The sequence below is a fragment of the Nonomuraea guangzhouensis genome (assembly GCF_019396345.1).
Taxonomy (GTDB): domain Bacteria; phylum Actinomycetota; class Actinomycetes; order Streptosporangiales; family Streptosporangiaceae; genus Nonomuraea; species Nonomuraea guangzhouensis.
Map to the genome: position 1 here is coordinate 34485 of NZ_JAHKRM010000046.1, position 21599 is coordinate 56083.

24 protein-coding genes are annotated in these 21599 nt (G+C 70.1%); 18 read left to right on the top strand and 6 right to left on the bottom strand.

Annotated elements, in window-relative coordinates:
- The first annotated feature begins 4 nt into the window (after positions 1–4).
- Positions 5–595 carry an FMN-binding negative transcriptional regulator gene (locus KME78_RS56380; protein ID WP_219538307.1) on the top strand — a complete coding sequence of 197 codons (591 nt, stop codon included), beginning with the start codon at positions 5–7 and terminating at the stop codon, positions 593–595.
- On the opposite strand, the gene KME78_RS56385 is transcribed toward KME78_RS56380, so the two are convergent.
- Positions 596–1648 carry a PucR family transcriptional regulator gene (locus KME78_RS56385; protein ID WP_219538308.1) on the bottom strand — a complete coding sequence of 351 codons (1053 nt, stop codon included), beginning with the start codon at positions 1646–1648 and terminating at the stop codon, positions 596–598.
- Positions 1649–1724: 76 nt separating this feature from the next.
- Between KME78_RS56385 and KME78_RS56390 the strand changes: the two genes are divergently transcribed.
- Positions 1725–2642, top strand: a complete 918-nt coding sequence (locus KME78_RS56390) for a proline dehydrogenase family protein (protein WP_219538309.1) — start codon at positions 1725–1727, stop codon at positions 2640–2642.
- Positions 2643–4316 (top strand): L-glutamate gamma-semialdehyde dehydrogenase, encoded by a 1674-nt coding sequence (gene pruA, locus KME78_RS56395; protein ID WP_219538310.1) that lies wholly within the window; start codon positions 2643–2645, stop codon positions 4314–4316.
- Positions 4317–4374: 58 nt separating this feature from the next.
- Here pruA and KME78_RS56400 read toward each other — a convergent pair whose 3' ends face one another.
- Complete coding sequence (locus tag KME78_RS56400) at positions 4375–5289, bottom strand: helix-turn-helix domain-containing protein (RefSeq protein WP_219538311.1); 915 nt, start codon at positions 5287–5289, stop codon at positions 4375–4377.
- 314 nt (positions 5290–5603) lie between these two features.
- Here KME78_RS56400 and KME78_RS56405 point away from each other — a divergent pair, with 314 nt between their 5' ends.
- Positions 5604–6122 (top strand): carboxylesterase family protein, encoded by a 519-nt coding sequence (locus tag KME78_RS56405; RefSeq protein WP_219538312.1) that lies wholly within the window; start codon positions 5604–5606, stop codon positions 6120–6122.
- Here KME78_RS56405 and KME78_RS56410 read toward each other — a convergent pair.
- Together KME78_RS56410 and KME78_RS56415 are read right to left on the bottom strand one after the other, a co-directional pair.
- A complete protein-coding gene (locus KME78_RS56410) occupies positions 6117–7115 on the bottom strand; it encodes an N-acetylglucosamine kinase (protein WP_219538313.1) in 999 nt (332 codons plus the stop codon). The two genes, KME78_RS56405 and KME78_RS56410, sit on opposite strands and share 6 nt — an antisense overlap.
- Positions 7112–7759 carry a TetR/AcrR family transcriptional regulator gene (locus KME78_RS56415; RefSeq protein ID WP_219538314.1) on the bottom strand — a complete coding sequence of 216 codons (648 nt, stop codon included), beginning with the start codon at positions 7757–7759 and terminating at the stop codon, positions 7112–7114. Before KME78_RS56415 ends, KME78_RS56410 begins: the two co-directional genes overlap by 4 nt.
- A gap of 98 nt (positions 7760–7857) precedes the next feature.
- On the opposite strand from KME78_RS56415, the gene KME78_RS56420 reads away from it, so the two are divergent.
- From KME78_RS56420 to KME78_RS56460, 9 genes are all read left to right on the top strand, one after another.
- A complete protein-coding gene (locus tag KME78_RS56420; RefSeq protein ID WP_219538315.1) occupies positions 7858–8661 on the top strand; it encodes an alpha/beta fold hydrolase in 804 nt (267 codons plus the stop codon).
- Positions 8662–8855: 194 nt separating this feature from the next.
- Complete coding sequence (locus KME78_RS56425; RefSeq protein ID WP_219538316.1) at positions 8856–10373, top strand: circularly permuted type 2 ATP-grasp protein; 1518 nt, start codon at positions 8856–8858, stop codon at positions 10371–10373.
- 25 nt (positions 10374–10398) lie between these two features.
- Positions 10399–11289, top strand: a complete 891-nt coding sequence (locus KME78_RS56430; protein WP_219538317.1) for an alpha-E domain-containing protein — start codon at positions 10399–10401, stop codon at positions 11287–11289.
- Complete coding sequence (locus tag KME78_RS56435; protein ID WP_219538318.1) at positions 11274–12086, top strand: transglutaminase family protein; 813 nt, start codon at positions 11274–11276, stop codon at positions 12084–12086. Before KME78_RS56430 ends, KME78_RS56435 begins: the two co-directional genes overlap by 16 nt.
- Positions 12087–12093: 7 nt before the next feature.
- Positions 12094–12519 (top strand): nucleoside deaminase, encoded by a 426-nt coding sequence (locus KME78_RS56440; RefSeq protein WP_214641747.1) that lies wholly within the window; start codon positions 12094–12096, stop codon positions 12517–12519.
- Complete coding sequence (locus KME78_RS56445; RefSeq protein ID WP_219538319.1) at positions 12516–13424, top strand: isopenicillin N synthase family dioxygenase; 909 nt, start codon at positions 12516–12518, stop codon at positions 13422–13424. The genes KME78_RS56440 and KME78_RS56445 overlap by 4 nt, the downstream gene beginning before the upstream one ends.
- Positions 13421–14533, top strand: coding sequence for a purine-cytosine permease family protein (locus KME78_RS56450; protein WP_219538320.1), 1113 nt, complete (start codon positions 13421–13423; stop codon positions 14531–14533). The genes KME78_RS56445 and KME78_RS56450 overlap by 4 nt, the downstream gene beginning before the upstream one ends.
- On the top strand, positions 14524–14778 hold the full coding sequence (locus KME78_RS56455) for a hypothetical protein (protein WP_219538321.1): 255 nt from the start codon (positions 14524–14526) through the stop codon (positions 14776–14778). The genes KME78_RS56450 and KME78_RS56455 overlap by 10 nt, the downstream gene beginning before the upstream one ends.
- A 13-nt stretch (positions 14779–14791) precedes the next feature.
- The gene (locus tag KME78_RS56460; protein WP_219538322.1) at positions 14792–15331 is read left to right on the top strand and encodes a hypothetical protein; all 540 of its coding nucleotides are present in this window, start codon (positions 14792–14794) and stop codon (positions 15329–15331) included.
- A gap of 5 nt (positions 15332–15336) precedes the next feature.
- Here KME78_RS56460 and KME78_RS56465 read toward each other — a convergent pair whose 3' ends face one another.
- The gene (locus KME78_RS56465; protein ID WP_219538323.1) at positions 15337–15774 is read right to left on the bottom strand and encodes a peptidase inhibitor family I36 protein; all 438 of its coding nucleotides are present in this window, start codon (positions 15772–15774) and stop codon (positions 15337–15339) included.
- Between the two features lie 140 nt (positions 15775–15914).
- Here KME78_RS56465 and KME78_RS56470 point away from each other — a divergent pair, with 140 nt between their 5' ends.
- Positions 15915–16742 (top strand): alpha/beta fold hydrolase, encoded by an 828-nt coding sequence (locus KME78_RS56470; RefSeq protein ID WP_219538324.1) that lies wholly within the window; start codon positions 15915–15917, stop codon positions 16740–16742.
- Positions 16743–16979: 237 nt separating this feature from the next.
- A complete protein-coding gene (locus KME78_RS56475) occupies positions 16980–18143 on the top strand; it encodes an NAD(P)/FAD-dependent oxidoreductase (protein ID WP_219538325.1) in 1164 nt (387 codons plus the stop codon).
- Positions 18144–18156: 13 nt separating this feature from the next.
- On the opposite strand, the gene KME78_RS56480 is transcribed toward KME78_RS56475, so the two are convergent.
- Positions 18157–18786, bottom strand: a complete 630-nt coding sequence (locus tag KME78_RS56480) for a VC0807 family protein (protein ID WP_219538326.1) — start codon at positions 18784–18786, stop codon at positions 18157–18159.
- Positions 18787–18897: 111 nt separating this feature from the next.
- Between KME78_RS56480 and KME78_RS67745 the strand changes: the two genes are divergently transcribed.
- From KME78_RS67745 to KME78_RS56495, 3 genes are all read left to right on the top strand, one after another.
- A complete protein-coding gene (locus KME78_RS67745) occupies positions 18898–20049 on the top strand; it encodes a sensor histidine kinase (protein WP_219538327.1) in 1152 nt (383 codons plus the stop codon).
- Positions 20046–20651: a response regulator transcription factor gene (locus KME78_RS56490; RefSeq protein ID WP_219538328.1), complete on the top strand. Its 606-nt coding sequence runs from the start codon at positions 20046–20048 to the stop codon at positions 20649–20651. Before KME78_RS67745 ends, KME78_RS56490 begins: the two co-directional genes overlap by 4 nt.
- Before the next feature lie 65 nt (positions 20652–20716).
- Positions 20717–21577 (top strand): NAD(+)/NADH kinase, encoded by an 861-nt coding sequence (locus KME78_RS56495; protein ID WP_219538329.1) that lies wholly within the window; start codon positions 20717–20719, stop codon positions 21575–21577.
- Positions 21578–21599: the final 22 nt, after the last annotated feature.

Below are 21599 nucleotides of genomic sequence, written 5' to 3' on the forward strand. Positions count from 1 at the left end.
TTTTATGCTGATTCATCCTTGGGACGCAGGCACCGACGAGCAGTCCCTGGCGTACGTGAAAGACCACCAGTTCGGGCATCTCATAGCCGCGGGCCGCGGCCGTGAGGTGCCCGTCGTGGTGCCGACGCAGTTCCTGCTCGTGGACGACCGGACGATCGTGCTCCACCTGGCCAGGCCCAACCCCGTCTGGGCGGCGATCGGTGAGAACCCCAAGGTGGTCATGTCGGTGGCGGGCCCCTGGGCCTACATCCCCGGCCGGTGGCGGGCCGAGCCAGGCAACGAGCCCGAGCTCGGCGTGCCGACCACGTTCTACTCCTCCGTCCAGCTCATCTGCCGGGCCGAGGTCGTCACCGAGACCGAGGGCAAGCTGGAGATCCTGCGCGAGCAGCTCGCCGACCTCGAATCCGGGCACGGCGATCCGGCCCGGATGCCGCGGCTGATGTCCGGCATCCAGGGGGTCCGGCTGGCGATCGAGGAGATCCGCGGCAAGTTCAAGTACGACGGCCACAAGGACGCCGCCCACCGGGAGCGGGTGGCCAAGGGGCTGACCGAGCGTGCCGGGCCCGGTGACTCGTCGGCCCTCAGCCATCTCTGATCAGCAGAGGCGGGCCGCCTTGAGGCCCAGGTGGACGGTCAGGCGGTCGTCGCCGTCCGACAGGTCCCGGTGCAGCACCCGTTCGGCCTTGCCCAGCCGGTAGTACAGCGTCTGGCGGTGGATGCCCAGCTCGGCGGCTGTTTTTTGGGCGTGGCCGCCGAGGTCCAGGTAGACCTCCACGGTGTGCGCCAGCTCGTGGTCGAGCGCCGCGGTCTCGGCCGCCAGCTCGCGCAGGTCGCTCTGACCCAGCCTGACCAGCAGCCGGTGCACGCCCAGGTCCTCCCACCGGGCGACGGGCGCGAAGCGGGGGAAGTGCTCGGCGACGCGTAGCGCCTGCCGCGCCTCGCGCCAGCTCTGCCAGGCGTCCGCCGGGTCCGCCCGGGGGGCGCCGAGGCCGGCCGCCGTACCGTAGGCGTTCTGGAGGGTCTGGGCGACCTCGGCGGCCAGGTGCGCGGGGGCGAGCAGCGCGACGGGCGAGCCGGCGCGGGCCAGGACGCCGCGCGGCAGCGTCCAGAGGGCGGCGACGCGCTCCTCGGACTCGCGTACGGCGATCGCGGCGACGGGCCCGCGCATCTCGATGGAGGCGCCGGCCCGCTCCTCCGGGTCCGCCGAGAGCAGCGCGCGCAGGCCGTCACCGAGGTCCTGACGGCTCCTGGCCTCCTGGGCGAGCGCGGCGGCGGCCCTGGCGACCAGCGGGGCGGCCCGCAGCAGCACCTCGTCGGTGAGGCTGCCGGAGTCGAGCAGCCACAGGTAGCCGTAGGTGACCTCGCCGTGGCGCAGCGGCCAGCAGACCCTGGCCAGGACCTTGAGGTCGGCGTCCGCGGGGATCCGGACCGGGCCGTGCGCCCGGGCGATGCCGTAGCGTTCGAAATAGTCGCGGACCTCGCCCGTGGCGCGCCTGCGCAGGATCGACTCCTGGCGGACGGTGTCGATGTCGCCGTGCTGCGCGCCATACGCCAGCAGGCGGAACGAGCGGTCTTCCAGCGTCGCGGACGCCCCCAGCAGGCGGGCGAGCTCGTCGACGGTCTCCTGTAGATCTGCCGAATTGTGCATTTGTATGACAGCCTGCCACAACCGCCGTTACGTGCGTCGATGGCCCTGTTATGAACTGCGGTTTTACGCTGAGAACATGCTGGGTCAACTGCTCCTCGCCACCTCCCGGAGCGCGCTGGTACGCCGCTCTGTGTCGGGCTTCCCGCTCACGCGCAAGGTCGTCGACAGGTTCGTCGCCGGTGAGGGCGTGGAAGAGGCCCGGACCGCCATCGAACGGCTGCGCGACGCCAATCTCGCGGTCACCGTCGACCATCTCGGCGAAGAGACCCGCGACGCCAGAGCGGCGGCGGCCACCGCCAAGGCGTACATCACGCTGCTCGCCGCGCTGCGCCCGCTGGAGCTCGGCCGCCGGGGCGAGGTGTCGGTCAAGCTGTCTGCCCTCGGGCAGCGGCTCGACGACGCGATGGCGCTGGAGCACGCCCGCGAGATCTGCGCCGCCGCCGACGCCAACGGCTCGACCGTGACGCTCGACATGGAGGACCACACCACCGTCGACTCGACGCTCGGGATCCTGCGCAAGCTGCGCGCGGACTTCCCGTCGACCGGCGTGGCGATCCAGTCCTACCTGTTCCGCAGCGTGGACGACTGCCGCGAACTGGCCGGCGAGGGTTCGCGGGTACGTTTGGTCAAGGGCGCCTACCGGGAGCCCGCCACGGTCGCCCACCAGGGCAAGAGCGACGTCGACAAGGCGTACGTACGATGCCTGCGGATCCTCATGGCGGGGCAGGGGTACCCCATGGTGGCGACGCACGACGACCGGATCATCTCGATCACCGAGCTCCTCGCCGACCGCTTCGGCCGCGGGCTTGGGTCCTACGAGTACCAGATGCTGTACGGGATCCGCACCGACCGGCAGGAGGATCTCGCCGGAGCGGGTCACACCGTCCGCGTCTACGTTCCCTATGGCGACGACTGGTACGGCTACTTCATGCGGCGCCTGGCCGAGCGCCCCGCCAACGTCGCCTTCTTCCTTCGTGCCCTTGGGGGTAAGTAAATGGATGCCATCAGCAACGTGCCCGTTCCCGCCAACGAGCGGGTGTACGGCTACGCGCCGGGCAGCCCGGAGCGTACGACGCTGGAGAACCGGATCAAGGAGCTGTCCGGCTCCTCGATCGACCTGACCATGACGATCGACGGCGCGCGGCGGCTCGGCGGCGGCGCGCCGATCGACGTGGTGCAGCCGCACAACACCGCCTCCGTCCTCGGCCGCACGCACGACGCGACGGCCCAGGACGTGCGGGAGGCCGTCGACAGCGCGCTGCGGGCCGCTCCGGCCTGGCGGGCGCTGTCGTTCGACGAGCGGGCGGCGATCTTCCTCAAGGCAGCCGACCTATTGGCCGGGCCGTGGCGGGCGACGCTGAACGCCGCGACCGTGCTCGGGCAGTCGAAGTCGGCGCAGCAGGCGGAGATCGACGCGGCCTGCGAGCTGATCGACTTCCTGCGGTTCAACGTGGCCTACGCGCGGCAGCTCTACGCCGACCAGCCGGTGTCCTCGCCCGGGGTGTGGAACCGGATGGAGTACCGGGCGCTCGAAGGCTTCGTCCTGGCGATCACCCCGTTCAACTTCACCGCCATCGCCGGCAACCTGCCGACGTCGGCGGCTTTGATGGGAAATGTCGTCGTTTGGAAGCCGTCGCCCACGCAGCAGTTCGCGGCGCACTTCACGATGCGCCTGCTGGAGGAGGCCGGCCTGCCGCCGGGTGTGATCAACATGGTCACCGGCAACGGCCAGGCGATCTCCGAGGTGGCGCTCACGCACCCGGCGCTGGCGGGCATCCACTTCACCGGCTCGACCGCGACCTTCCAGCACCTGTGGGGCACGATCGGCGCGAACATCTCCACCTACCGCGGCTACCCGCGCATCGTCGGCGAGACCGGCGGCAAGGACTTCGTCCTCGCCCACCCGTCGGCCGACCCGGCCGTGCTCTCGACCGCGCTGGTCAGGGGCGCGTTCGAGTACCAGGGCCAGAAGTGCTCGGCGGCCTCGCGGGCGTACGTGCCGCGGTCGATCTGGTCGCGCATGCGTGACGATTTCGTGTCCGCGGCCGAGTCGCTGACCGTGGGGGACGTGGCGGCCGACCTGTCGACGTTCATGGGCGCGGTCATCGACGACCGGGCCTTCGCTAAGCACAAGGCGGCCATCGACCGGGCTCGCGGCGCCTCGAACATCGACCTGATCACCGGCTCGTACGACGACTCCACCGGATATTTCGTGAAGCCGACCATCCTGGAGTGCGCCGACCCCACGGACGAGATCTTCGTCAAGGAGTACTTCGGGCCCATCCTGGGCGTCCACGTCTATGAGGACGGCGACTTCGACGCGGTGCTCGACCAGATGGAGAGCGTCTCGCCGTACGCGCTGACCGGGTCGATCATCGCCCAGGACCGCTACGCGATCGCCTCGGCCTCGGAGCGGCTGCGCTTCGCGGCGGGCAACTTCTACATCAACGACAAGCCGACGGGCGCGGTCGTGGGCCAGCAGCCGTTCGGCGGCGCCCGCGCCTCGGGCACCAACGACAAGGCGGGCTCGATCTACAACCTGATCCGCTGGGTGAACGCCCGGACGATCAAGGAGACCTTCGTCCCGCCGGTCATCACCGGCCCGTTCCGGGGTGACGTCCCGCAGTCGGGCGCCGAGCAGCCCGATCTGAAGAAGCTGGGCTACTGAGACCCAGCCGTCTGGCGGCTGAACAGGCGAGCCATCCCCGGACCCGGGGATGGCTCGCCTATTCCGGCGGCGGGGGCGCCGACCACAGCGTGCTGATGACCTGCTGGAGGATCTCCGGGGTCGCGGCCGCGGGCTGCGCGTAGACGCTCAGCTGATTCAGCAGATGCCGGTACGGCCGTACGTCGGCGTCCTTGGTGAGGTAGTGGGCGTCGGCGGTCTGTTCCAGATAGACCACATCAGGCAGGTCCGCCTCGGCGAAGCGCAGGATCGTGAAGGGGTCCACGCCCTTACCTGGCCCGAAGGAGAGTATCTGGAGGGTGACGTGCGGGAGGGTGACCATCTCTTGGAGATGCTCGAGCTGGGCGCGCATCGTCGCGCTGTCACCGACCTGGCGGCGCAGCACCGACTCATCCATGACCACCCATAACTTGCGTGGCTGAGGGGACAGCAGCAGCTGCTGGCGATGCATCCGCAAGGCGACCCGGCGCTCGATCAGCTCGGCGTGGCCTTCGCTGTTGTGCGCGACGACCGCCTGGGCGTAGTCCTTGGTCTGGAGCAGGGCCGGGACCTGCTGGACCTCGTAGGTGCGGATGACCGTCGCGTCCTGCTCCAGCCCGAGAAACGCCGCGAACTCGTCGGAGATCACGTCTCGGTAGTCCTGCCACCTGCCGGGGGCGTCGGCCTGCGCGGCCAGGGTGAGCACGATCTGACGTTCGGCCTCGTCGACGTCGTACAGGCTGAGCAGATCGGCCACGTCGTCCAGGGGGAGATCGGTGCGCCCGCTCTCCAGGTGGCCGAGTGTGGAGGGCGAGCTTCCGATGGCGGCGGCCGCGTCCGCACGAGTGATGCCGCTCGACTCGCGCAGCCGGCGCAGGCGTACGCCGACCAGCATCCGCAGCGCCGTCGGTCCGGACTGGCGCAATGCCTCGCCAGGGATTCCGGTCGAGTCGCCTCTACCGCGAGCAGTCGGCATTTATGCTCCCAATTCGGCCGCCCGCAGCTGCCGGGAAATCCGGCAGATCGTTCAACTGTCTCGGCAACTGCTGGAGGGGGTTCGTCGGTTTCCTCGATATCCGCACGAGGCTACCCACTGTGGATAACACCCGCGAACGGGCTCAGCAAGCGGATCCGACCAGATGCGGACAATGATCCTCTCGCGGAGGCGTGCGCCGCAGTCCCCAGGTAAGGCGGTCCGGAACGTGGTCTGGGGTGGTGCCGGGAGTGTTTCGCCGGGTCGGCGACGCGAGAGTGAGCCACGGGTCTGTCTTGTACATGGCAGGAGGAGCAGTGGATCTACTACGTGCGGGGTCGCGGACGTCCGGGGATCGGGGGCGCGGGATGCTCGCGCGAGCCGGCCGGGGTGCGGCGGCGGTGGTGGCCGGGCTCGGTCTGTTATGCGGCTCCGGTGCCGCGCTTCTTCGGCGAACGGGCCGCCAAGGTGCTGGCCCGTTACCCGCTGGACAAGTACGGCGGGCCCCGTGGGCGAGCAGCACGCCGGTCGTACCGAGCTTCCCCACCGGCGCGTTCCATGCCTCCGAGCTGCAGTATCTCTTCGCGGCCGACTACTTCGCCGGTCGGAGCCTGTCACCGGACCAGTCGCGGTTGTCCGACACGATGATCGACTACTGGAGCCGCTTCGCCCATCACGGCGATCCCAACGGCCCCGCGACACCGCCCTGGCCCGCCGTACGCGCCGGGCAGGACTTCGTCCAGCGGCTCGCCCCCGGTGTGTCCGGCATCCGTCCGGTGGATCTGTGCCGGGAGCATCAATGCCGCTTCTGGCAGTCCCCGGAGGGCGCATCATGAGCCTTTGGTGGTCAGGAGCCTTGTATAGAGCTGGCGGGATGCCAAGGCCGATATATCGGGCAAGTGCCTGCTGGCGAGCCACGCCGCCGCGGCGGCTCCCTCCCCGGAGGTGCTGATCTTCGTGTCCGGCCATGTTCTCCCGAGTGACGTGCGTAATGCCCGGGAGAGCGGGTTGGGCGTGGTCAACAGGCTGCCGCCGAGCACGATGGGGCTGGTGGCGCCGGGCTGCCGGATCACGTTCACCGATGCCGTGAGGTGGTCGGCCGCCCGGCGGGTGATCAGCGTGGCCTCCTGGTCACCGCCGTCGGCGGCGGTCAGGACGAGGGGGGCGAGCCTGGCCAGTTCGGGTGGTGGTATGCGGTGTGCGGTCTCGATGATGGCGTTGGTCAATGTCCGGCCGCCGGCCAGCCGGTCGGCGTCCGGCACACCGAGGTCGCGGAGGACCTGCCGGTTCAGTTCGGACAGCGAGCCGTCGCGATCGAGGGTGATGAGCACCGCTCGTACGGCTTCCCGGCCGATCCAGAACCCTGAGCCGTGGTCGCCGAGCAGCCAGCCATGTCCGTCGGCGGCTCGCATGACGGTCCGGTCACGGATGGCTGCCGCGACCGCGCCGGTGCCGGAGACCACGACGGTCCCGTCGGCGGCGTCGGTGCCGGACACGTACGCGAGAGTGACGTCGCTGACCATGGCCGGTGTGCACAGCAGTCCAGCCTGCCGCCACCCGGTTTCCAGCGCTTGGACGATCTCAGGGGTACGCATGGCGACCTCGCCGCCCGCGAGCCCGAAGACAGCCGCCTTGATGTCGGCGGGGTCGACGCCGGCCGTCGCGGCACGCAGGGCGTCGCGGATGGCGGTGATGCCGGCGAGGCCGCGCGAGATCGGGTTGCCGCCGCCCGCTTGACCGGCACCGCGCACATGTCCCTCCACATCGGCCACGAGGGCACGGCTCGACGTCCCGCCGATGTCCATGCCGAGCACCAGAGTGACGGTCATGTGGTGGTTCCGGTCTGGCGATAGGCGGCGAGGAAGACCCGGACGGCGGCGTCGGCGTAGTGATCGAGCTCGGCGGGGGGAAACCGGATGTCGTCGCCGCAGAACATCACCTTGTTGACCGGGATCGAGGTGACGAGCCAGGTGAAGTGGTTGGCCGCGAGCAGGGGGTCGTCGATCCGCAGCAGGCCTCGGCCGGTGAGTTGCTCGAAGCATGACGCCAGTGCGGCGTGCACGCTCACGGGGCCCGCCTCGAAGTAGGCGTGGCCGAGTTTCGGGAAGCGGCCGGCTTCGGCGATGACGAGGCGGCGTACGCGCAGGTGTGACGGTTGCGTGAGAGCGTGGACGAACTGGCGCGCGACCGCCCGCAGGGTGGTCTCGACGTCATCCGTGGCCGCCAACTCGCCCATGGCGTTCTGGAAGATCTGCCCGATGCCGACGAGCCGTTCGAGCACGATCTGCTCGAACAGGTTCTCCTTGCGCCCGAAGTGCTTGTAGATCGTCTGCTTCGACGCCCCCGCCGCGGAAGCGATCTCGTCGGTCTTGGCGCCGACATAGCCGTCACGGAGGAACACCTCGAGCGCCGCGTCCATGATCCGTCGCCGGGCCTGCTCGGCGACGCCCTCTCCTCGTTCGACTTCCGGCACTTCTGGTCCTCCCGCCGGTTGACATTCTCATTTTAGGTACCGTACCGTACGGTTCACCCATGTACCGTACTGTACAGTACACTTCGGAAGGATGAGAGATGGGCACTGTCCAGTCCAAGGACGGCACCACGATCGCTTTCGACGCCTGGGGCGACGGCCAGCCGCTGATCATGATCGACGGGGCCACCGCCCACCGCGCCGTCAACCCGATCAACGCCGAGGTCGGGCAACTGCTGCGCGAAGAGTTCCAGGTCTACGCCTACGATCGCCGTGGCCGCGGTGAGAGCACCGATACCCTGCCGTACGCGTTAGAGCGTGAGATCGAGGATCTCGCCGCCCTGATCGACGACGCGGGTGGGTCGGCCGTCGTGTTCGGCTGGTCCTCGGGAGCCGTGCTGGCCCTGCACGCCGCGGCCGCCGGTTTGCCGATCACCCGGCTGGCGTTGTTCGAACCACCGTTCGTCGTCGACGACGGCCGCCCGCCGCTGCCCGCCGACTACGTGCAGCGGCTCGATGCCGACGTCGCCGACGGTCGCCCGGGTGACGCGGTGGAGCTGTTCATGACCGCGGCGGCCGGTGTCCCCGCCGACGCGGTCGCCGGTATGCGGCAGGCGCCGTTCTGGCCCGCCGTGGAAGCGGTCGCGCACACCATCGCCTACGACGGGCGGATCATGGGCAGCACCATGTCGGGCGCGCCTCTGCCCGCCGATCGCTGGGCCGCGATCACCATGCCCGTCCTGGTCATGCACGGCACCGGCACCATGCCATGGCTGATCACCGCGGCCCAGGCACTGGCCGACCTCCTGCCCACCGCGACACTGCGCGCCGTACCAGGCGAGAACCACGGCACCACAGCCGACGTGCTCGCCCCCGCACTACGGCAATTCGCCGAAGGCCACTAGACACCCGCAAGCGGCGCGGCGACTTCGGCTCTCCACTCGTCTGCCCGTCGTCAACGTCCTGGGCCCGGCGACGCTGGTTGAGCGAGCAACGCCGTATCCCGGGCCGGGCACGAAGCCCTGCGCCCGGCCCCGTGGAGGCAGCCCTGTAACAAACGAAGCGGTTGCGCGAAACATACTGTCCTTAATCTCCGGACATGGCGGACATATTCGACGCTTACTCCCTCGGGTCCGAATCATGGGATGAGATGTTCGAGCGGCCGGGCATCCCACGGCCGCAGTATCAGGCGCTTTTCGCCGCCCTCCAACCGCTCGGCGTGGACGAGCTGAGATCCAGAGCCGACCAGCTCGCCAGGATGTTCACCAATCGTGGCGTGACCTTCGACTATGCGGGCGAGGAACGGCCGTTCCCGCTCGACCTGATCCCGCGGGTGATCGACGCGGCCGAATGGGATCTCGTGGCGCGTGGTGTCCGGCAACGGATCTGCGCGCTCGAGGCGTTCCTGGAGGATGTGTACGGCCCACGCCAGGTCTTCCGCGACGGCGTGATGCCCTGGCAACTGCTGCACTCCAGCCCCCACTACCACCGGGTCGCACACGGCTGGCGACCGCCCAACGGGGTACGCGTGCACGTCGGCGGCATCGACCTCATCCGCGACGAGCAGGGTGCCTTGCGCGTGCTCGAAGACAACGTCCGTACCCCCAGCGGGGTCAGCTACGTGCTGGAGAACCGCCTGGCCATGGCCCGGACGTTACCGTCGCTGTTCGCCGAGCAGTTCGTCCGCCCGGTCGAGGAATACCCGGCCAGGCTGCTGGCCGCGTTGCGCAAGGCGGCACCCGCCGGGGTCACCGACCCGACCGTCGTCGTGCTCACGCCCGGCGTCTACAACGCCGCCTACTTCGAGCACGCGTTGCTCGCCCGCCTTATGGGGGTGGAGCTGGTCGAGGGGCGCGATCTCATCTGTGAGGGCAACCGCATCTCGATGATCACCACGTACGGCAGGCGGCCCGTCCACGTGATCTACCGGCGGATCGACGACGACTACCTCGACCCCCTGCACTTCCGTGGCGACTCGGTGCTGGGCTGCCCCGGCCTGGTCAACGCCGCCCGCGCCGGCAACGTCACGATCTCCAACGGCGTCGGCAACGGGGTCGCCGACGACAAGCTCGTCTACACCTACGTGCCCGAGCTGATCGGCTACTACCTCGGTGAGGAGCCCCTCCTGCGCAACGTGGAAACCTACCGGCTGGACGATCCCGACATGCGTGACTGGGCGCTGGAGTCGGCGGCCGAGCTCGTTCTCAAACCGGTGGACGGTGCGGGCGGCAAGGGGATCGTGATCGGTCCGGTGGCCACCGCGGGCCAGCTCGCCTCCGTACGACAGGCCGTACGGGACCATCCGCGAGGCTGGATCGCCCAGCGGCCGGTGATGCTGTCCACCTCGCCCACCTGGATCGGCGAGCGGCCGGTGCCGCGCCATATCGACCTGCGGCCCTTCGCGGTCAACGACGGCGACGACGTGTGGCTGCTGCCCGGCGGCTTGACCCGCGTCGCGCTGCCGGAGGGCGAACTGGTGGTCAACTCCAGCCGAGGCGGCGGCTCCAAGGACACGTGGGTGCTCGGCAACGCGCACGCTCCGATGGCCTCGGTCACCGCTCCGCCTGTCGCCCAGTGGAGCCCGAGCAGGGTCGCGGCGGGGGCCGAGGAACAATGACCCGCCCGTACGAGGAGGACCCGCGATGACTCGCCCGCTGCTCAGCCGCATCGCTGAGACCCTGTACTGGATCGGCCGCTACATCGAACGCGCCGACGACACCGCCCGGCTCCTCGATGTGTCCGCGCACCGCATGCTGGACGAGCCCGAGACATGTCGCTCCATCTGCGCCACTCTCGGCATCCTGCAGCCTGAGCCGTTGAGCGCCACCATGATGATCCGTCGGCTCGCCTATGACCTGGACGAACCCGCCTCGATCGCCGCGTCGGTCAGATCGGCAAGGGACAGCGCCCGTGGCGTGCGAGAGGTGATCTCCAGCGAGGCGTGGGAATGTCTCAACGTCACCTGGCACCAGCTCCGGCGTCTCCCGACGGTCGCACCGCACGGCTACTTGGCATTCGTCCGCGAGCGGGCCGCGCTGTTCTTCGGGCTGGCCGACGCGACGATGAGCAGGGACGACTGCTGGCGGTTCATCGTGCTGGGCCGGAGTCTGGAGCGGGTGGACATGACGACCAGACTGCTGGCCGTACACCTGCCCGGAGACAGGCGGCTACTGCTACAGGCCAGCGGCGCCGATGAGTCCTTCACCCGCACGCACGGCGCCCACGCCGACCACGCCCTCGAATTCCTGCTGCTGGACAACCTGTTCCCGCGCTCGATCCTCTACTCGCTGCTGACGGCGGAGAAATGCCTGCAGGCTCTGACGCCCGCCAGGGTCAGAGCCGGAGTCGCCGATCCCGCGCTGGCCGCGATCGGCCGGGTCCGCACCGGCCTGCAGTACACGGATCTCGCCCAGTTGCAGGACCGGGTGCCCGAGCTGCTCGTCTCCCTGCAGGAGGCGTGCGCGTCCGCTGGTGAGGCGATCGGCGAGCGGTTCTTCCAGCAGAGGGAGGAGCTGGCATGGGTTGGCGCCTGATGATCCGCCACCTGACGCGGATGGAGTACGCCGACGAGGCGCGGTCCTCCTTCAACGAGGTGCGGATGACGCCGGCGACCGGGGTGCTGTCGAGTCGTATCGTCGTGCAGCCCGCCGCCCACATCTACACCTACCAGGACTACTGGGGCACGACGGTGAGCGCCTTCGACGTGTCCCATCCGCACCGTTCGCTGTCGGTCGAGGCGGTCAGCCGGGTGGAGACGACCGGGCCTCGCAGGCCCCGGTCCGTTGCCGGGACGCCCGACCCGTCCATGAGCGAGTTGCTCAGGAGTACCCCCGCGACCTCCGTCAGCGACGAGCTGGCAGAGCTCGCCACGGTACAGGCGAGCGGGCGCGACCCGCATGAGTGCGCTGAGGCGATCTGCGCGGTGGTCGCCGCCCGCGTGGTCTACATGCCAGGCTCGACCGGTGTGCGGACCTCCGGGCAGGAGGCGTGGGACCAGGGCAAGGGCGTCTGCCAGGACATGGCCCACCTGACCGTTGGCATGCTCCGCGCCGCCGGCCTGCCCGCCCGCTATGTCTCCGGCTATCTCCATCCCAAGCCCGACGTCGAGATCGGCGAGCCGGTGGAGGGGCAGAGCCACGCCTGGGTGGAGTACTGGGCGGGGGAGTGGTTTCCTCTCGACCCCACGAACGGCTCCCCGGTCGGCGAGGCCCACGTCGTGGTGGCCCGCGGCCGCGACTACTCCGACGTCCCTCCCCTGAAGGGCGTCTATCAGGGCCCGCGGGAAAGCCGTCAGGAAATCAGGGTGACCGTCACTCGCCTGAGGGGATAGTCGGAACATGCTGGAAGTAGCGCTGGAAGAGGCAAGGAAAGGATTCGCCGAAGGCGGCGTCCCGGTGGGAGCGGCGTTGTTCGCGGCGGACGGCACACTGCTGGGCCGTGGACGCAACCGCAGGGTCCAGGACGGCGACCCGTCGGTGCACGGGGAGACCGCCGCGTTCCGCGACGCCGGACGGCAGCCCACCTACCGGGGCACGACCATGGTGACCACACTGTCGCCCTGCTGGTACTGCAGCGGGCTGATCCGCCAGTTCGGCATCTCGCATCTCGTCGTGGGGGAGTGCCGGACCTTCATGGGCCAGCACGAGTGGCTCGCCCGCCACGGCGTGGACGTGGTGGTGCTCGACTCCCAGGAATGCGTCGACCTCATGACCGCCTTCATCGCCGCCAACCCCACGCTGTGGAATGAGGACATCGGCAAATGATCCCCGTCATCGACCTTCAAGGCGAGTCCGTGCCGGAGCGGGTGGACGCCGCCCTGCGCGAGTTCGGATTCCTGCTGATCACCGGCCACGGCGTCCCCGCCGAACTCCGCTCCGACGTGCGGCGGGCGGCCAAGCGCTTCTTCGCCCTGCCGGGAGAGGCCAAGGAGCGGTACGCGGCCACCGTGGGAGAGCGGGGCTGGCTGCCACCAGGCGTGGAGGCCAACGGTTACGCCGAAGGCACGCCCACGCCACCCGATCTGAAGGAGACCTTCGCCGTCGGAGCCGACCAGCCGATCGGCCATCCACGCATCGACCGCGAATGGTTCCTCCAGAACGTGTGGCCCCCCGAGGTGCCGGAGCTGGAGTCGCTGGTCACCGCGTACCTGACCCAGATGCGCGCGCTCGCCGACCGGCTGCTGCTGATCTGCGCGCGGGCCCTGGGCATCGAGGAGGACTTCTTCACCTCAAGGGCCGACCACCCGACCTTCACCATGAACATCAACCGATACCCGCCGCTGTCGCAGGTCGGGCCGCCCGAGCCGGGCCAGTTCAGGATCGGCCCGCACACCGACTTCGGCACCGTCACGATCCTGGACCGCCAGCTCGGCGTCGGCGGCCTCCAGGTCTTCACCCTCGACGGCGAGTGGATCGACGCGCCCTACGTGCCGGACGCCCTCACGATCAACATCGGTGACCTGCTGGCCCGCTGGACCGGCGAGCGCTGGCGCTCGACCCGCCACCGCGTCCTGCCGCCCGACCCGTCGGCCCCCGATGAGGAGCTGGTGTCGCTCATCTACTTCTACGAGTGCAATCCCCTCACCGAGGTGGTGCCGCTCATCGGTGACGCCGAGCCCGTCGTCGCATCCGACTACCTCATGGAGAAGCTGAGGGCGATCACCCTATGACCGTCGTACGCGAAGGCACCTATGGCGACAAAGTCGCCGCGATCGAGCCGGGCGGCCTGGAGTTCATCCCCCTGGCGGAGCGGCACGGCAAGCCCTCGGGCCTGTTATGGACCTGGATGTCGCCGAACCTGGAATTCGCCACGATCTTCCTCGGCGTGCTCGCCGTGGCGGCCTTCAAACTCAGCTTCTGGCAGGCGGTCCTGGCTTGCGCCGTGGGCAGCGGCCTCGGCGCGATCACGCACGGCATCCTGTCGGCCCAGGGCCCCGCCTCCGGAGTGCCGCAGATGGTGCTCGGACGATTGCCCTTTGGCTACTGGGGCAACATCCTGCCGGCCGCGTTCAACTCGGTGGCCGCCGGGATCGGCTGGTTCGCGGTCAACAGCGTCAGCGCCGCGCTCGCCCTCAACACGCTGACGGGCCTGCCCGCCTGGCTCTGCCTGGCCATCGCGGTCGCGGCCATGGTGACGCTCGGCTTCTTCGGCCACAACCTGGTCCAGGCCTTCGAACGCTTCGCCTTCCCCGTGCTCGCCGTGATCCTGCTCGTCACCTCGGTTCTCATCGTGTCCCAAGCCGACCTAGGCCACGCGGGCGAGGGCGGCGGGACGGGCGGCTTCCTGCTGGCCATCGGCGCCTCCTTCGGCTACGCCGCCGGCTGGAACCCGTACGCCGCCGACTACACCCGCTACCTGCCGCCCGGCTCCTCCCGCCGGGCGGTCGGCCTCTCGGCCGGGCTCGGCGTCTTCCTCTCCTGTGTGATCCTGCAGGCCGTCGGCGCGGCCTCCGTGACCATCGGCGGTGGTGACCCGCTCGGCCAGCCCACCACCGCGTTCACCCAGCACCTTCCCGGCCCGGTGGCCGGCCTGACGCTGCTCGCGATCGCTCTCGGCGCGGTGGCGGCCAACGCGCTCAACGTCTACTCGGGCGCGATGTCGCTGCTCGCGCTGGGGGTACGGCTTCCGCTGCACCTCCGAAGAGCCATCATGGCCCTGGCCTGCGGGGCGATCGGCTTCACCGTGGCGTTGTCCGGGCTGGCCGACGCCGGGCACAGTACGAGGCGTTCCTCCTGGTCATCGCCTACTGGATCGGCCCGTGGCTGGGCGTGGTGCTGACGGATCTGTTCCTGCGCCGCGGCGGGGAGCCCCCTCCGGTGCTGTTCGACAGGCGGCACACCAACTGGGCGGGCCCGATCGCGATGATCGTCGGGGTCGTCGTGTCGGTCTGGCTCTTCTCCAACCAGCAGCAGTACGTCGGCCTGATCCCTCAGCGGGTCCCCGCGGTCGGCGACATCGCCTTCGAGGTGGGCTTCCTCATCTCGGCCGCCCTCTACCTGGCCCTGAGACGCAGGAGTTCGTGACAGGCTTGCCGCTATGGGATTCGGGGTTCGTCAGTTCGAGCTGACGTTGATGCATCGGATGCGTGATCTCAACGACGGGCGGGTGGAGGACGCGCTCATCGACATGGGCGCGTCCCGGGCCGAGCTCCGCGCCGCCCACACCCAATGGACGAAGATGGCCCACTCCGTGCGGACTCGGAAGGGGCTGGCCGGGCTGCGGACGGTGCTCGGCCCGCCGCCGTACCAGGGCAGGACCACGATCGGGAGCCTGACCTGCGACGTGGCTCGCTGGGCGCTGCCGGCCTGGCCGGACCTGGAGTTCGAGGTCCTGCTCGGGCCGGACGGCGCGGTGTGGAACCAGTGGTTCGTCCGTCCCCACGGCGACAAGGCGCTGGCCTTCGCGGACCTGGTGCCGTGGGGGTGTGTGGTCGCCGACGTCGCTTCGAGCTTCCCCGGGGCGGCCCAGGGCGAGGGGTCGGCTCCGCACCATTGGGTGGTCGACTTCGCCCACGAGGGCACGGACTATCGGGCTCGGTTCGTGTACGGCCTGTACCAGCGTCTCGACCGCGCCTGACGGGGTCAGATCGGGCAGGCTCCCGGAAGGCTCGACTCATATCCGAATTTGAGCACGTCCGTTCGGTCGTTGAGTGCCGCCGGTAGGTTTCCCCATCCTCCGGGGCCGACCGTATAAATACGCTCATAACAACCGCGCCCGGCATTCCAATCCATGAGCAGCACGTCTCTCGTTCCTCGGTTGTAGAACGAGGTGAGTTTGTCGGGCTCGGTCATGTAATACACGCCCTGGTTGCCGGGCAGATTCGGATGAGCGGTCAACATGCTGCTGCCGCCCGCGTCGCGCCATGAGCAGAAGTAGTTGGCAGCGCAGTCGCCGTAGGCCATCAGCGACGAGACCGTGGTCGTGGATGCCTGGGCGGCCGTGCCGGCTCCGATGATCAAGGGGGCCGCGACCATGGCCGCGGCGAGCATCTTCACGGCCGGCTTCAAAGGCGTGCGCATGGATTCCTCCGTTGCTGATTATCGACGGCTACAAACCTCGCAAATTCCGCTGTCATTGAGCTGTCTTATAGTTGTCGTCGCCTTGTCGTATTCCGGCGGCCCGATGTACGGTCCCCGTCTCAGACCAGGAAGGCGGACTCATGGAAACCGGCACGCTCAACGTGCCCGGCGCCGACATCTACTACGAGGTACGCGGCTCCGGACCGGCTCTCCTGCTCATCAACGGCGGCGACGGCGACGCGGCGCTGTTCGGGCCGCTGGCCACGCTGCTCGCCGGCCGCTTCAAGGTCATCACCTACGACCCGCGCGGCAACTCGCGCAGCCGCCTGACAGGCGAGCCGGGCGAACAGCGGATCGGCGAGCACGCCGACGACGCCCACCTGCTGCTGCGCGCGCTGGACGCCGAGCCCGCGTACGTGTTCGGCACCAGCTACGGCGGCATGGTCGGCATGGATCTGCTCGCCCGGCATCCCGCCCAGGTCCGGGCCCTGGTCGCGCACGAGCCGTTCGTCATCGAGCTGCTGCCCGACGCCGGCCGGTGGCACGCCCGGTTCCAGGAGGTGTACGAGATCTACCGGCGCGAAGGCGCGGACACGGCGCTGCGGATGTTCAGCGCGGACGTCGGGGTGGACCTTCCGCCGGAGCCGTCCGAGGGCCTGCCCGCGCCGGTGCGGGAGATGCTGGATCGGGTCCGCGCCAACCTGGACACGGTCCTCGCGTATGAGTTGCGGTCGTTCGTCCGTTTCAGACCGGACCTGGACGCGCTGCGTGACGCCCCGATCGTCGTGGCGTTCGGCGCCGAATCGGGGGAGACGCTGTTGCGGCGCACCACCGAGGCTGTCGCTGAGGGCCTGGGCAGACGGATCGTGGAGGTCCCCGGAGGTCACGTCGGCTTCCTGACCAACGCGGGCGAGTTCGCCAAGACCCTGGGCGACGTGCTGGGCGACCCCGTGCCGCCCAAGGGGTGATCACCTCCTGTCGCTGAACGGGGCAAGGGCGGTCACCGGTACGGACAGTCGTACCCCAGGCCGGCAACAGCACCAGTCCTTCGTCGATCACGGCCCACGACTGCCCTGTTCGACGACCGCTATACGCTGGCAGCGTAAGAACCTCTTCGGCTACGCCCACAGATGACCGTGCTCGACCGCTTCCTCCCGCTCCAGGCGTTCGGCGATCCTAGAGGCATCAAAGGAGGGAACCGGTCAATGAACGAAACCGGACGCGAGCTGCCCGCGCGGGCCTCGGCGGTCATCATCGGGGGCGGCGCCATGGGCGTCAGCTCGGCCTACGCGCTGGCCGCGGCCGGAGTCACCGACGTGGTCCTGCTCGACAAGGGGCCACTGGGCTCCGGCTCGACCTCGAAGGCCGCCGGGGGAGTGCGCGCGCAGTTCTCCGACCGGGTCAACATCGAGCTCGCCGCACGCAGCCTCGAGACGTTCGAGACCTTCGCCGGCCGCTTCGGGCAGGAGATCGACCTGCACCAGGTGGGCTACCTGTTCCTGCTCGACTCGCCCGAGTCCGTCGCGGAGTTCGAGAAGAACGTCGCGGTCCAGAACGACCTGGGCGTGCCCAGCCGGATGATCTCGGTGCGCGAGGCCGCGGAGCTGTCGCCGCTGATCGACACCGACGGACTGCTCGCCGCCGCCTACTCGCCCACCGACGGCCACTGCACGCCCGAATCCGTGGTGCTCGGCTACGCGGGCGCGGCCCGCCGGCTCGGCGCCCGGCTGCTGCCCAACTGCGCCGCGACCGGCATCGAGACGGTGGACGGCCGCATCGTCGCCGTCCGCACCGAGGGTGGCCGGATCGAGACCGACACCGTGATCTGCGCGGCCGGCGCCTGGTCGAGCCCCATAGGCGCGTGGGTGGGCGTCGACCTGCCGGTGAGCCCGCTGCGCAGGCAGATCCTGATCACCGAGCCGGTCCCCGACCTGCCGCCCATGACGTTCACCATCGACTTCGGCACCACGTTCTACTTCCACCGGGAAGGCCCCGGCCTGCTGCTGGGCATGTCCGATCCGGACGAGACGCCGGGGTTCAAGTTCGACCGGTCCGACGCCTGGCTGCCCAGGCTGGGCGAGGCCATGGCCCGCCGCGCCCCGGCGCTGATGGAGACGGGCATCGCCACCGGCTGGGCCGGCCTGTACGAAGACACGCCGGACCACAACGCGCTCATCGGGACCGCCCCGAACGTCGACCGGTTCATCTACGCCACCGGCTTCTCCGGCCACGGCTTCCTGATGAGCCCGGCCGTCGGGGAGGTGGTGCGCGACCTCTACCTGGAACGGGCGCCGTTCGTCGACGTCACCGCCTTCGACGCGAGCCGCTTCGTCCTGGCCGGGGCCAGACCCGAGCTCAACATCGTCTGACGGGCTGATCGCGTCACCGGGGGTCCGTGGCCGCCCTGCGTTGGGCGCGCAGGCGGTACCAGCGGGTCCAGAGGGTGAGGGCCGCCAGGTCGGCGAAGTGCAGCACGTAGGACACGGCCACCGCGACGTCGATCGGTAGCAGGAAGATCACCGGGATGTGGATCGCCGCGTCGGCCAGCATGCCGAACCCCCACACCAGCGCCGCCGTGTAGAAGCCGCGGCGGAACGCCGGCGAGGCGTCCCATTTGGCCTCGATGTCCCCGGCGACGAAGCGCTTGGCCAGGTGGAAGGTGAGCGGCCTGCCCACGAGGCACGTACCGAGGAAGAGCAGGCCCAGGAACGCCACGTGGATCGACCCCTTGGCCAGCAGGAACCGCTCGTCACCCGTGACCAGCGTGAGCGCCAGTCCCGTGCCGAACAGGACCAGCAGGAAGACGGCCGCCCCGTCGAACGCGCGGTGCCGTACCGCGACATAGACGGTGCGTAGCGCCGCGACGCCCGCCCCCACGAGCAGGGCGACGTAGCTGCCGTATCCGAGGAGCCGGAAGAGATAGAAGGCACCGATCGGCGGCACGATCTCCCACAGCAGCAGCGAGATCAGTGCACGTCCACGGAGCGAGAGGGCTGAGGCGCGAGTGTCCATGCGCGGATTCTGATCCGCGCCGGCGGCCGGCCCCCACGACACCCGTCACCGTTCGGCCATGACAAGTGTCAGCGGGTCTCGCGTTCGGGCCCGGCGCGCGCCAGAATGCGCGTGACGGCGAGCCGGACAGACATCGAGGACGAAGACGTGCGGGAGTCGTGGGAATGGCCGATGGTCGCCACCTCGCCGCGCGCCCGCCGTGAGCGGGCCCGCCGCACGCTGCTGGCCGTGCCCTTCCTCGGCTGGCTCGTGCACATGGCGTTCATGGCGCTCGACCCGCCGCACTCGCCCGGCTTCGCGGTGGCCGTCTGGGGCGTCACGGCGGTGTACGGCACGACGTACCTGGCCATCCTGTGGTACGGCCCAGGGTACGGACGGGCGGCCAGGATCGGCATGGTCGGCTGGCTCTACCTGACCGGCTCCGGGCTGGCGATCGTCACCGGTAACCCGGGTGACCTGTCCGTCATCGCCTTCGCCATCACGGCGGCGGCGCTGCTGCTGCCGGTGCGCTGGGCCCAGCTCCTGGGGCTCGCCACGGTGGCGGGCTTCGTCGCCTTCGCCTGGCCGCTGACCTCCGAGGAGGACGTGATGCAAGCGGCCCTGCTGGCCTCGTTCGCGGTGGGCATGGTCGGGCTGATGCGGCTCATGCGCACGGTCACGCAGCTGCGCGAGGCAAGGGAGGAGATCAAGGTCCTGGCGGTGGCGGGGGAGCGGGCCAGGCTGGCCAGGGACCTGCACGACGTACTCGGCCACAGCCTGACCACGATCACCCTGAAGACCGGGCTGGCCAGGCGGATGCTGGAGACCGGTGCCGGCACGGACCGCGTGCTCGCCGAGGTCGGCGAGGCCGAGGAGCTGTCCAGGCAGGCGCTGGGCGACATCCGGGCCACCGTCTCCGGCTACCGGCGCACCACGCTGACCGGCGAGATCGTCGGAGCCGGCGCCGCGCTGCGCGCCGCCGGCATCGACCCGGTGCTGCCGCGGGCCGTCGACGACGTGCCCGTCCAGCTGCGGGAGCCTTTCGGGTACGTGCTGCGCGAAGGCGTGACCAACGTGATCCGCCACTCCGGCGCCACCCGGTGCGAGGTGGCGCTGGGGAGCACCTGGCTGGAGGTACGCGACAACGGCCGCGGGGCGAGCGACGGGCACGCGCTCGGGAACGGCCTGTCCGGGCTGACCGAGCGGATCGAGGCGGTCGGCGGCACCGTGCACGCGGGCCCGCTGCCCGAGGGCGGGTTCCGGCTGCGGGCGGAGGTGCCATGATCAGGGTGCTGCTCGCCGACGACCAGGCTCTGGTACGGGGCGCGCTGGCCGCGATGCTGGGGCTGGAGCCGGACATCGAGGTGGTCGCGACCGTGGCCACCGGGGCGGAGGCGGTGGCGGCGGCCCGCCGTACCCGACCTGACGTGGCGCTCATCGACGTGCAGATGCCGGGGATGGACGGGCTCGAAGCCGCGGCGGAGCTGAGAGCGGCGTTGCCGTCGTGCCGGGTGATCATGTGCACCACGTTCGGCCGGCCGGGCTACTTCACCCGGGCGATGGTCGCCGGGGCTGTCGGCTTCGTGGTCAAGGACGCGCGGCCGGAGGAGCTCGTGGCCGCGGTACGGAGGGTGCACGCGGGGCTCCGCGCGATCGACCCGGACCTGGCCGCCGAGTCGCTGGTCAACGGCACCAGCCCGCTCACGGGGCGGGAGCGCGAGGTGCTGCTGGCCGCCCGGCACGGCGGCACCGTCGCGGAGATCGCCAGGGTGGTGCACCTCACCAACGGCACCGTGCGCAACCACCTGTCCTCGGCGATCGGCAAGACGGGGGCGAGCACGCACGCGGAGGCGGTCCGGATCGCCGAGGAGAACGGCTGGCTCTGACGCCGCAGAAGCCGGTCGCGTGGCGGGCGTCAGGGCAGGTGACCGTCGGCCCCTAAGCTGGCGACATGGGCATGGTCGGTACGGTCGGGCTGGTGTTGCATCCCAGGCGCGACTCCAAAGAGGCGATCGACACCATCCTGAGCTGGGCCGCCGGCAAGGGAGCCACCGTCATGGGGCTGCCCGAGGAGGTCGGCCGCATCGACTGCAGCGCCGTGGCGGTCGACGCCGACATGCTGGTCGAGCGGGCCGATCTGCTGGTGAGCCTCGGCGGTGACGGGACGATGCTGCGCACCATGCGGCTCATCGCCGGACGGCCCACGCCGGTGCTCGGGGTGAACCTGGGGCGGCTGGGGTTCCTGGCCGAGATCGACGTCGAGGAGCTGCCCGCCACCCTGTCCGCCATCGACGGCCACCGCTACACCGTCGAGCCGCGCATGGCCGTGCGGACCAAGATCGACGGCGCCGCGGAGCTGATCGCGTTCAACGACATCGCGCTGGTGCGCATCCCGGGCGACGGCATGGCCGCTGTGAGCGTCATGCCGGAGGGCGCTCCGTTCGTGCGCTACGCGGCCGACGCCGTGATCGTGGCCACGACCACCGGGTCCACCGCCTACAGCTTCGCCGCTGGCGGGCCGATCGTGTCGCCGCGGGTCGAAGGGCTGCTGGTCGTGCCCGCCGCCGCCCACTCCTCCTTCAACCGGGCGCTGGTCCTGCCCGCCGACGAGGACGTGACTCTGGAGCTGCTGCCGTCGAGCGGGCGGCTGGCGGTGGAGGTGGACGGGGCGGTGCTGGGGCATCTGTGCCCCGGTGACCGCATCACGGTGGCCGCCCTGCCGGGCGCGGCCAAGGTGGTGCGGCTGGGGACGACGTTCTACGAGCGGGCCCGGCGCAAGCTGCGGGTGGACGGCAGCGCCGAGGTCGACTGAGGCCAGGTGGTAGGGGCGCCTT

Excerpts from the sequence above, each read along its gene's own strand:
- KME78_RS56490 (WP_219538328.1), top strand. The coding sequence starts at position 20,046 with ATGATCAGGGTGCTGCTCGCCGACGACCAGGCTCTGGTACGGGGCGCG.
- KME78_RS56430 (WP_219538317.1), top strand. The coding sequence starts at position 10,399 with ATGACTCGCCCGCTGCTCAGCCGCATCGCTGAGACCCTGTACTGGATC.
- KME78_RS56445 (WP_219538319.1), top strand. The coding sequence starts at position 12,516 with ATGATCCCCGTCATCGACCTTCAAGGCGAGTCCGTGCCGGAGCGGGTG.
- KME78_RS56470 (WP_219538324.1), top strand. The coding sequence starts at position 15,915 with ATGGAAACCGGCACGCTCAACGTGCCCGGCGCCGACATCTACTACGAG.
- KME78_RS56450 (WP_219538320.1), top strand. The coding sequence starts at position 13,421 with ATGACCGTCGTACGCGAAGGCACCTATGGCGACAAAGTCGCCGCGATC.
- KME78_RS56390 (WP_219538309.1), top strand. The coding sequence starts at position 1,725 with ATGCTGGGTCAACTGCTCCTCGCCACCTCCCGGAGCGCGCTGGTACGC.
- KME78_RS56380 (WP_219538307.1), top strand. The coding sequence starts at position 5 with ATGCTGATTCATCCTTGGGACGCAGGCACCGACGAGCAGTCCCTGGCG.
- KME78_RS56440 (WP_214641747.1), top strand. The coding sequence starts at position 12,094 with ATGCTGGAAGTAGCGCTGGAAGAGGCAAGGAAAGGATTCGCCGAAGGC.
- KME78_RS56460 (WP_219538322.1), top strand. The coding sequence starts at position 14,792 with ATGGGATTCGGGGTTCGTCAGTTCGAGCTGACGTTGATGCATCGGATG.
- KME78_RS56435 (WP_219538318.1), top strand. The coding sequence starts at position 11,274 with ATGGGTTGGCGCCTGATGATCCGCCACCTGACGCGGATGGAGTACGCC.
- KME78_RS56410 (WP_219538313.1), bottom strand. The coding sequence starts at position 7,115 with ATGACCGTCACTCTGGTGCTCGGCATGGACATCGGCGGGACGTCGAGC.
- KME78_RS56385 (WP_219538308.1), bottom strand. The coding sequence starts at position 1,648 with ATGCACAATTCGGCAGATCTACAGGAGACCGTCGACGAGCTCGCCCGC.
- pruA (WP_219538310.1), top strand. The coding sequence starts at position 2,643 with ATGGATGCCATCAGCAACGTGCCCGTTCCCGCCAACGAGCGGGTGTAC.
- KME78_RS56465 (WP_219538323.1), bottom strand. The coding sequence starts at position 15,774 with ATGCGCACGCCTTTGAAGCCGGCCGTGAAGATGCTCGCCGCGGCCATG.
- KME78_RS56420 (WP_219538315.1), top strand. The coding sequence starts at position 7,858 with ATGGGCACTGTCCAGTCCAAGGACGGCACCACGATCGCTTTCGACGCC.
- KME78_RS56480 (WP_219538326.1), bottom strand. The coding sequence starts at position 18,786 with ATGGACACTCGCGCCTCAGCCCTCTCGCTCCGTGGACGTGCACTGATC.
- KME78_RS56495 (WP_219538329.1), top strand. The coding sequence starts at position 20,717 with ATGGGCATGGTCGGTACGGTCGGGCTGGTGTTGCATCCCAGGCGCGAC.
- KME78_RS56425 (WP_219538316.1), top strand. The coding sequence starts at position 8,856 with ATGGCGGACATATTCGACGCTTACTCCCTCGGGTCCGAATCATGGGAT.
- KME78_RS56475 (WP_219538325.1), top strand. The coding sequence starts at position 16,980 with ATGAACGAAACCGGACGCGAGCTGCCCGCGCGGGCCTCGGCGGTCATC.
- KME78_RS56400 (WP_219538311.1), bottom strand. The coding sequence starts at position 5,289 with ATGCCGACTGCTCGCGGTAGAGGCGACTCGACCGGAATCCCTGGCGAG.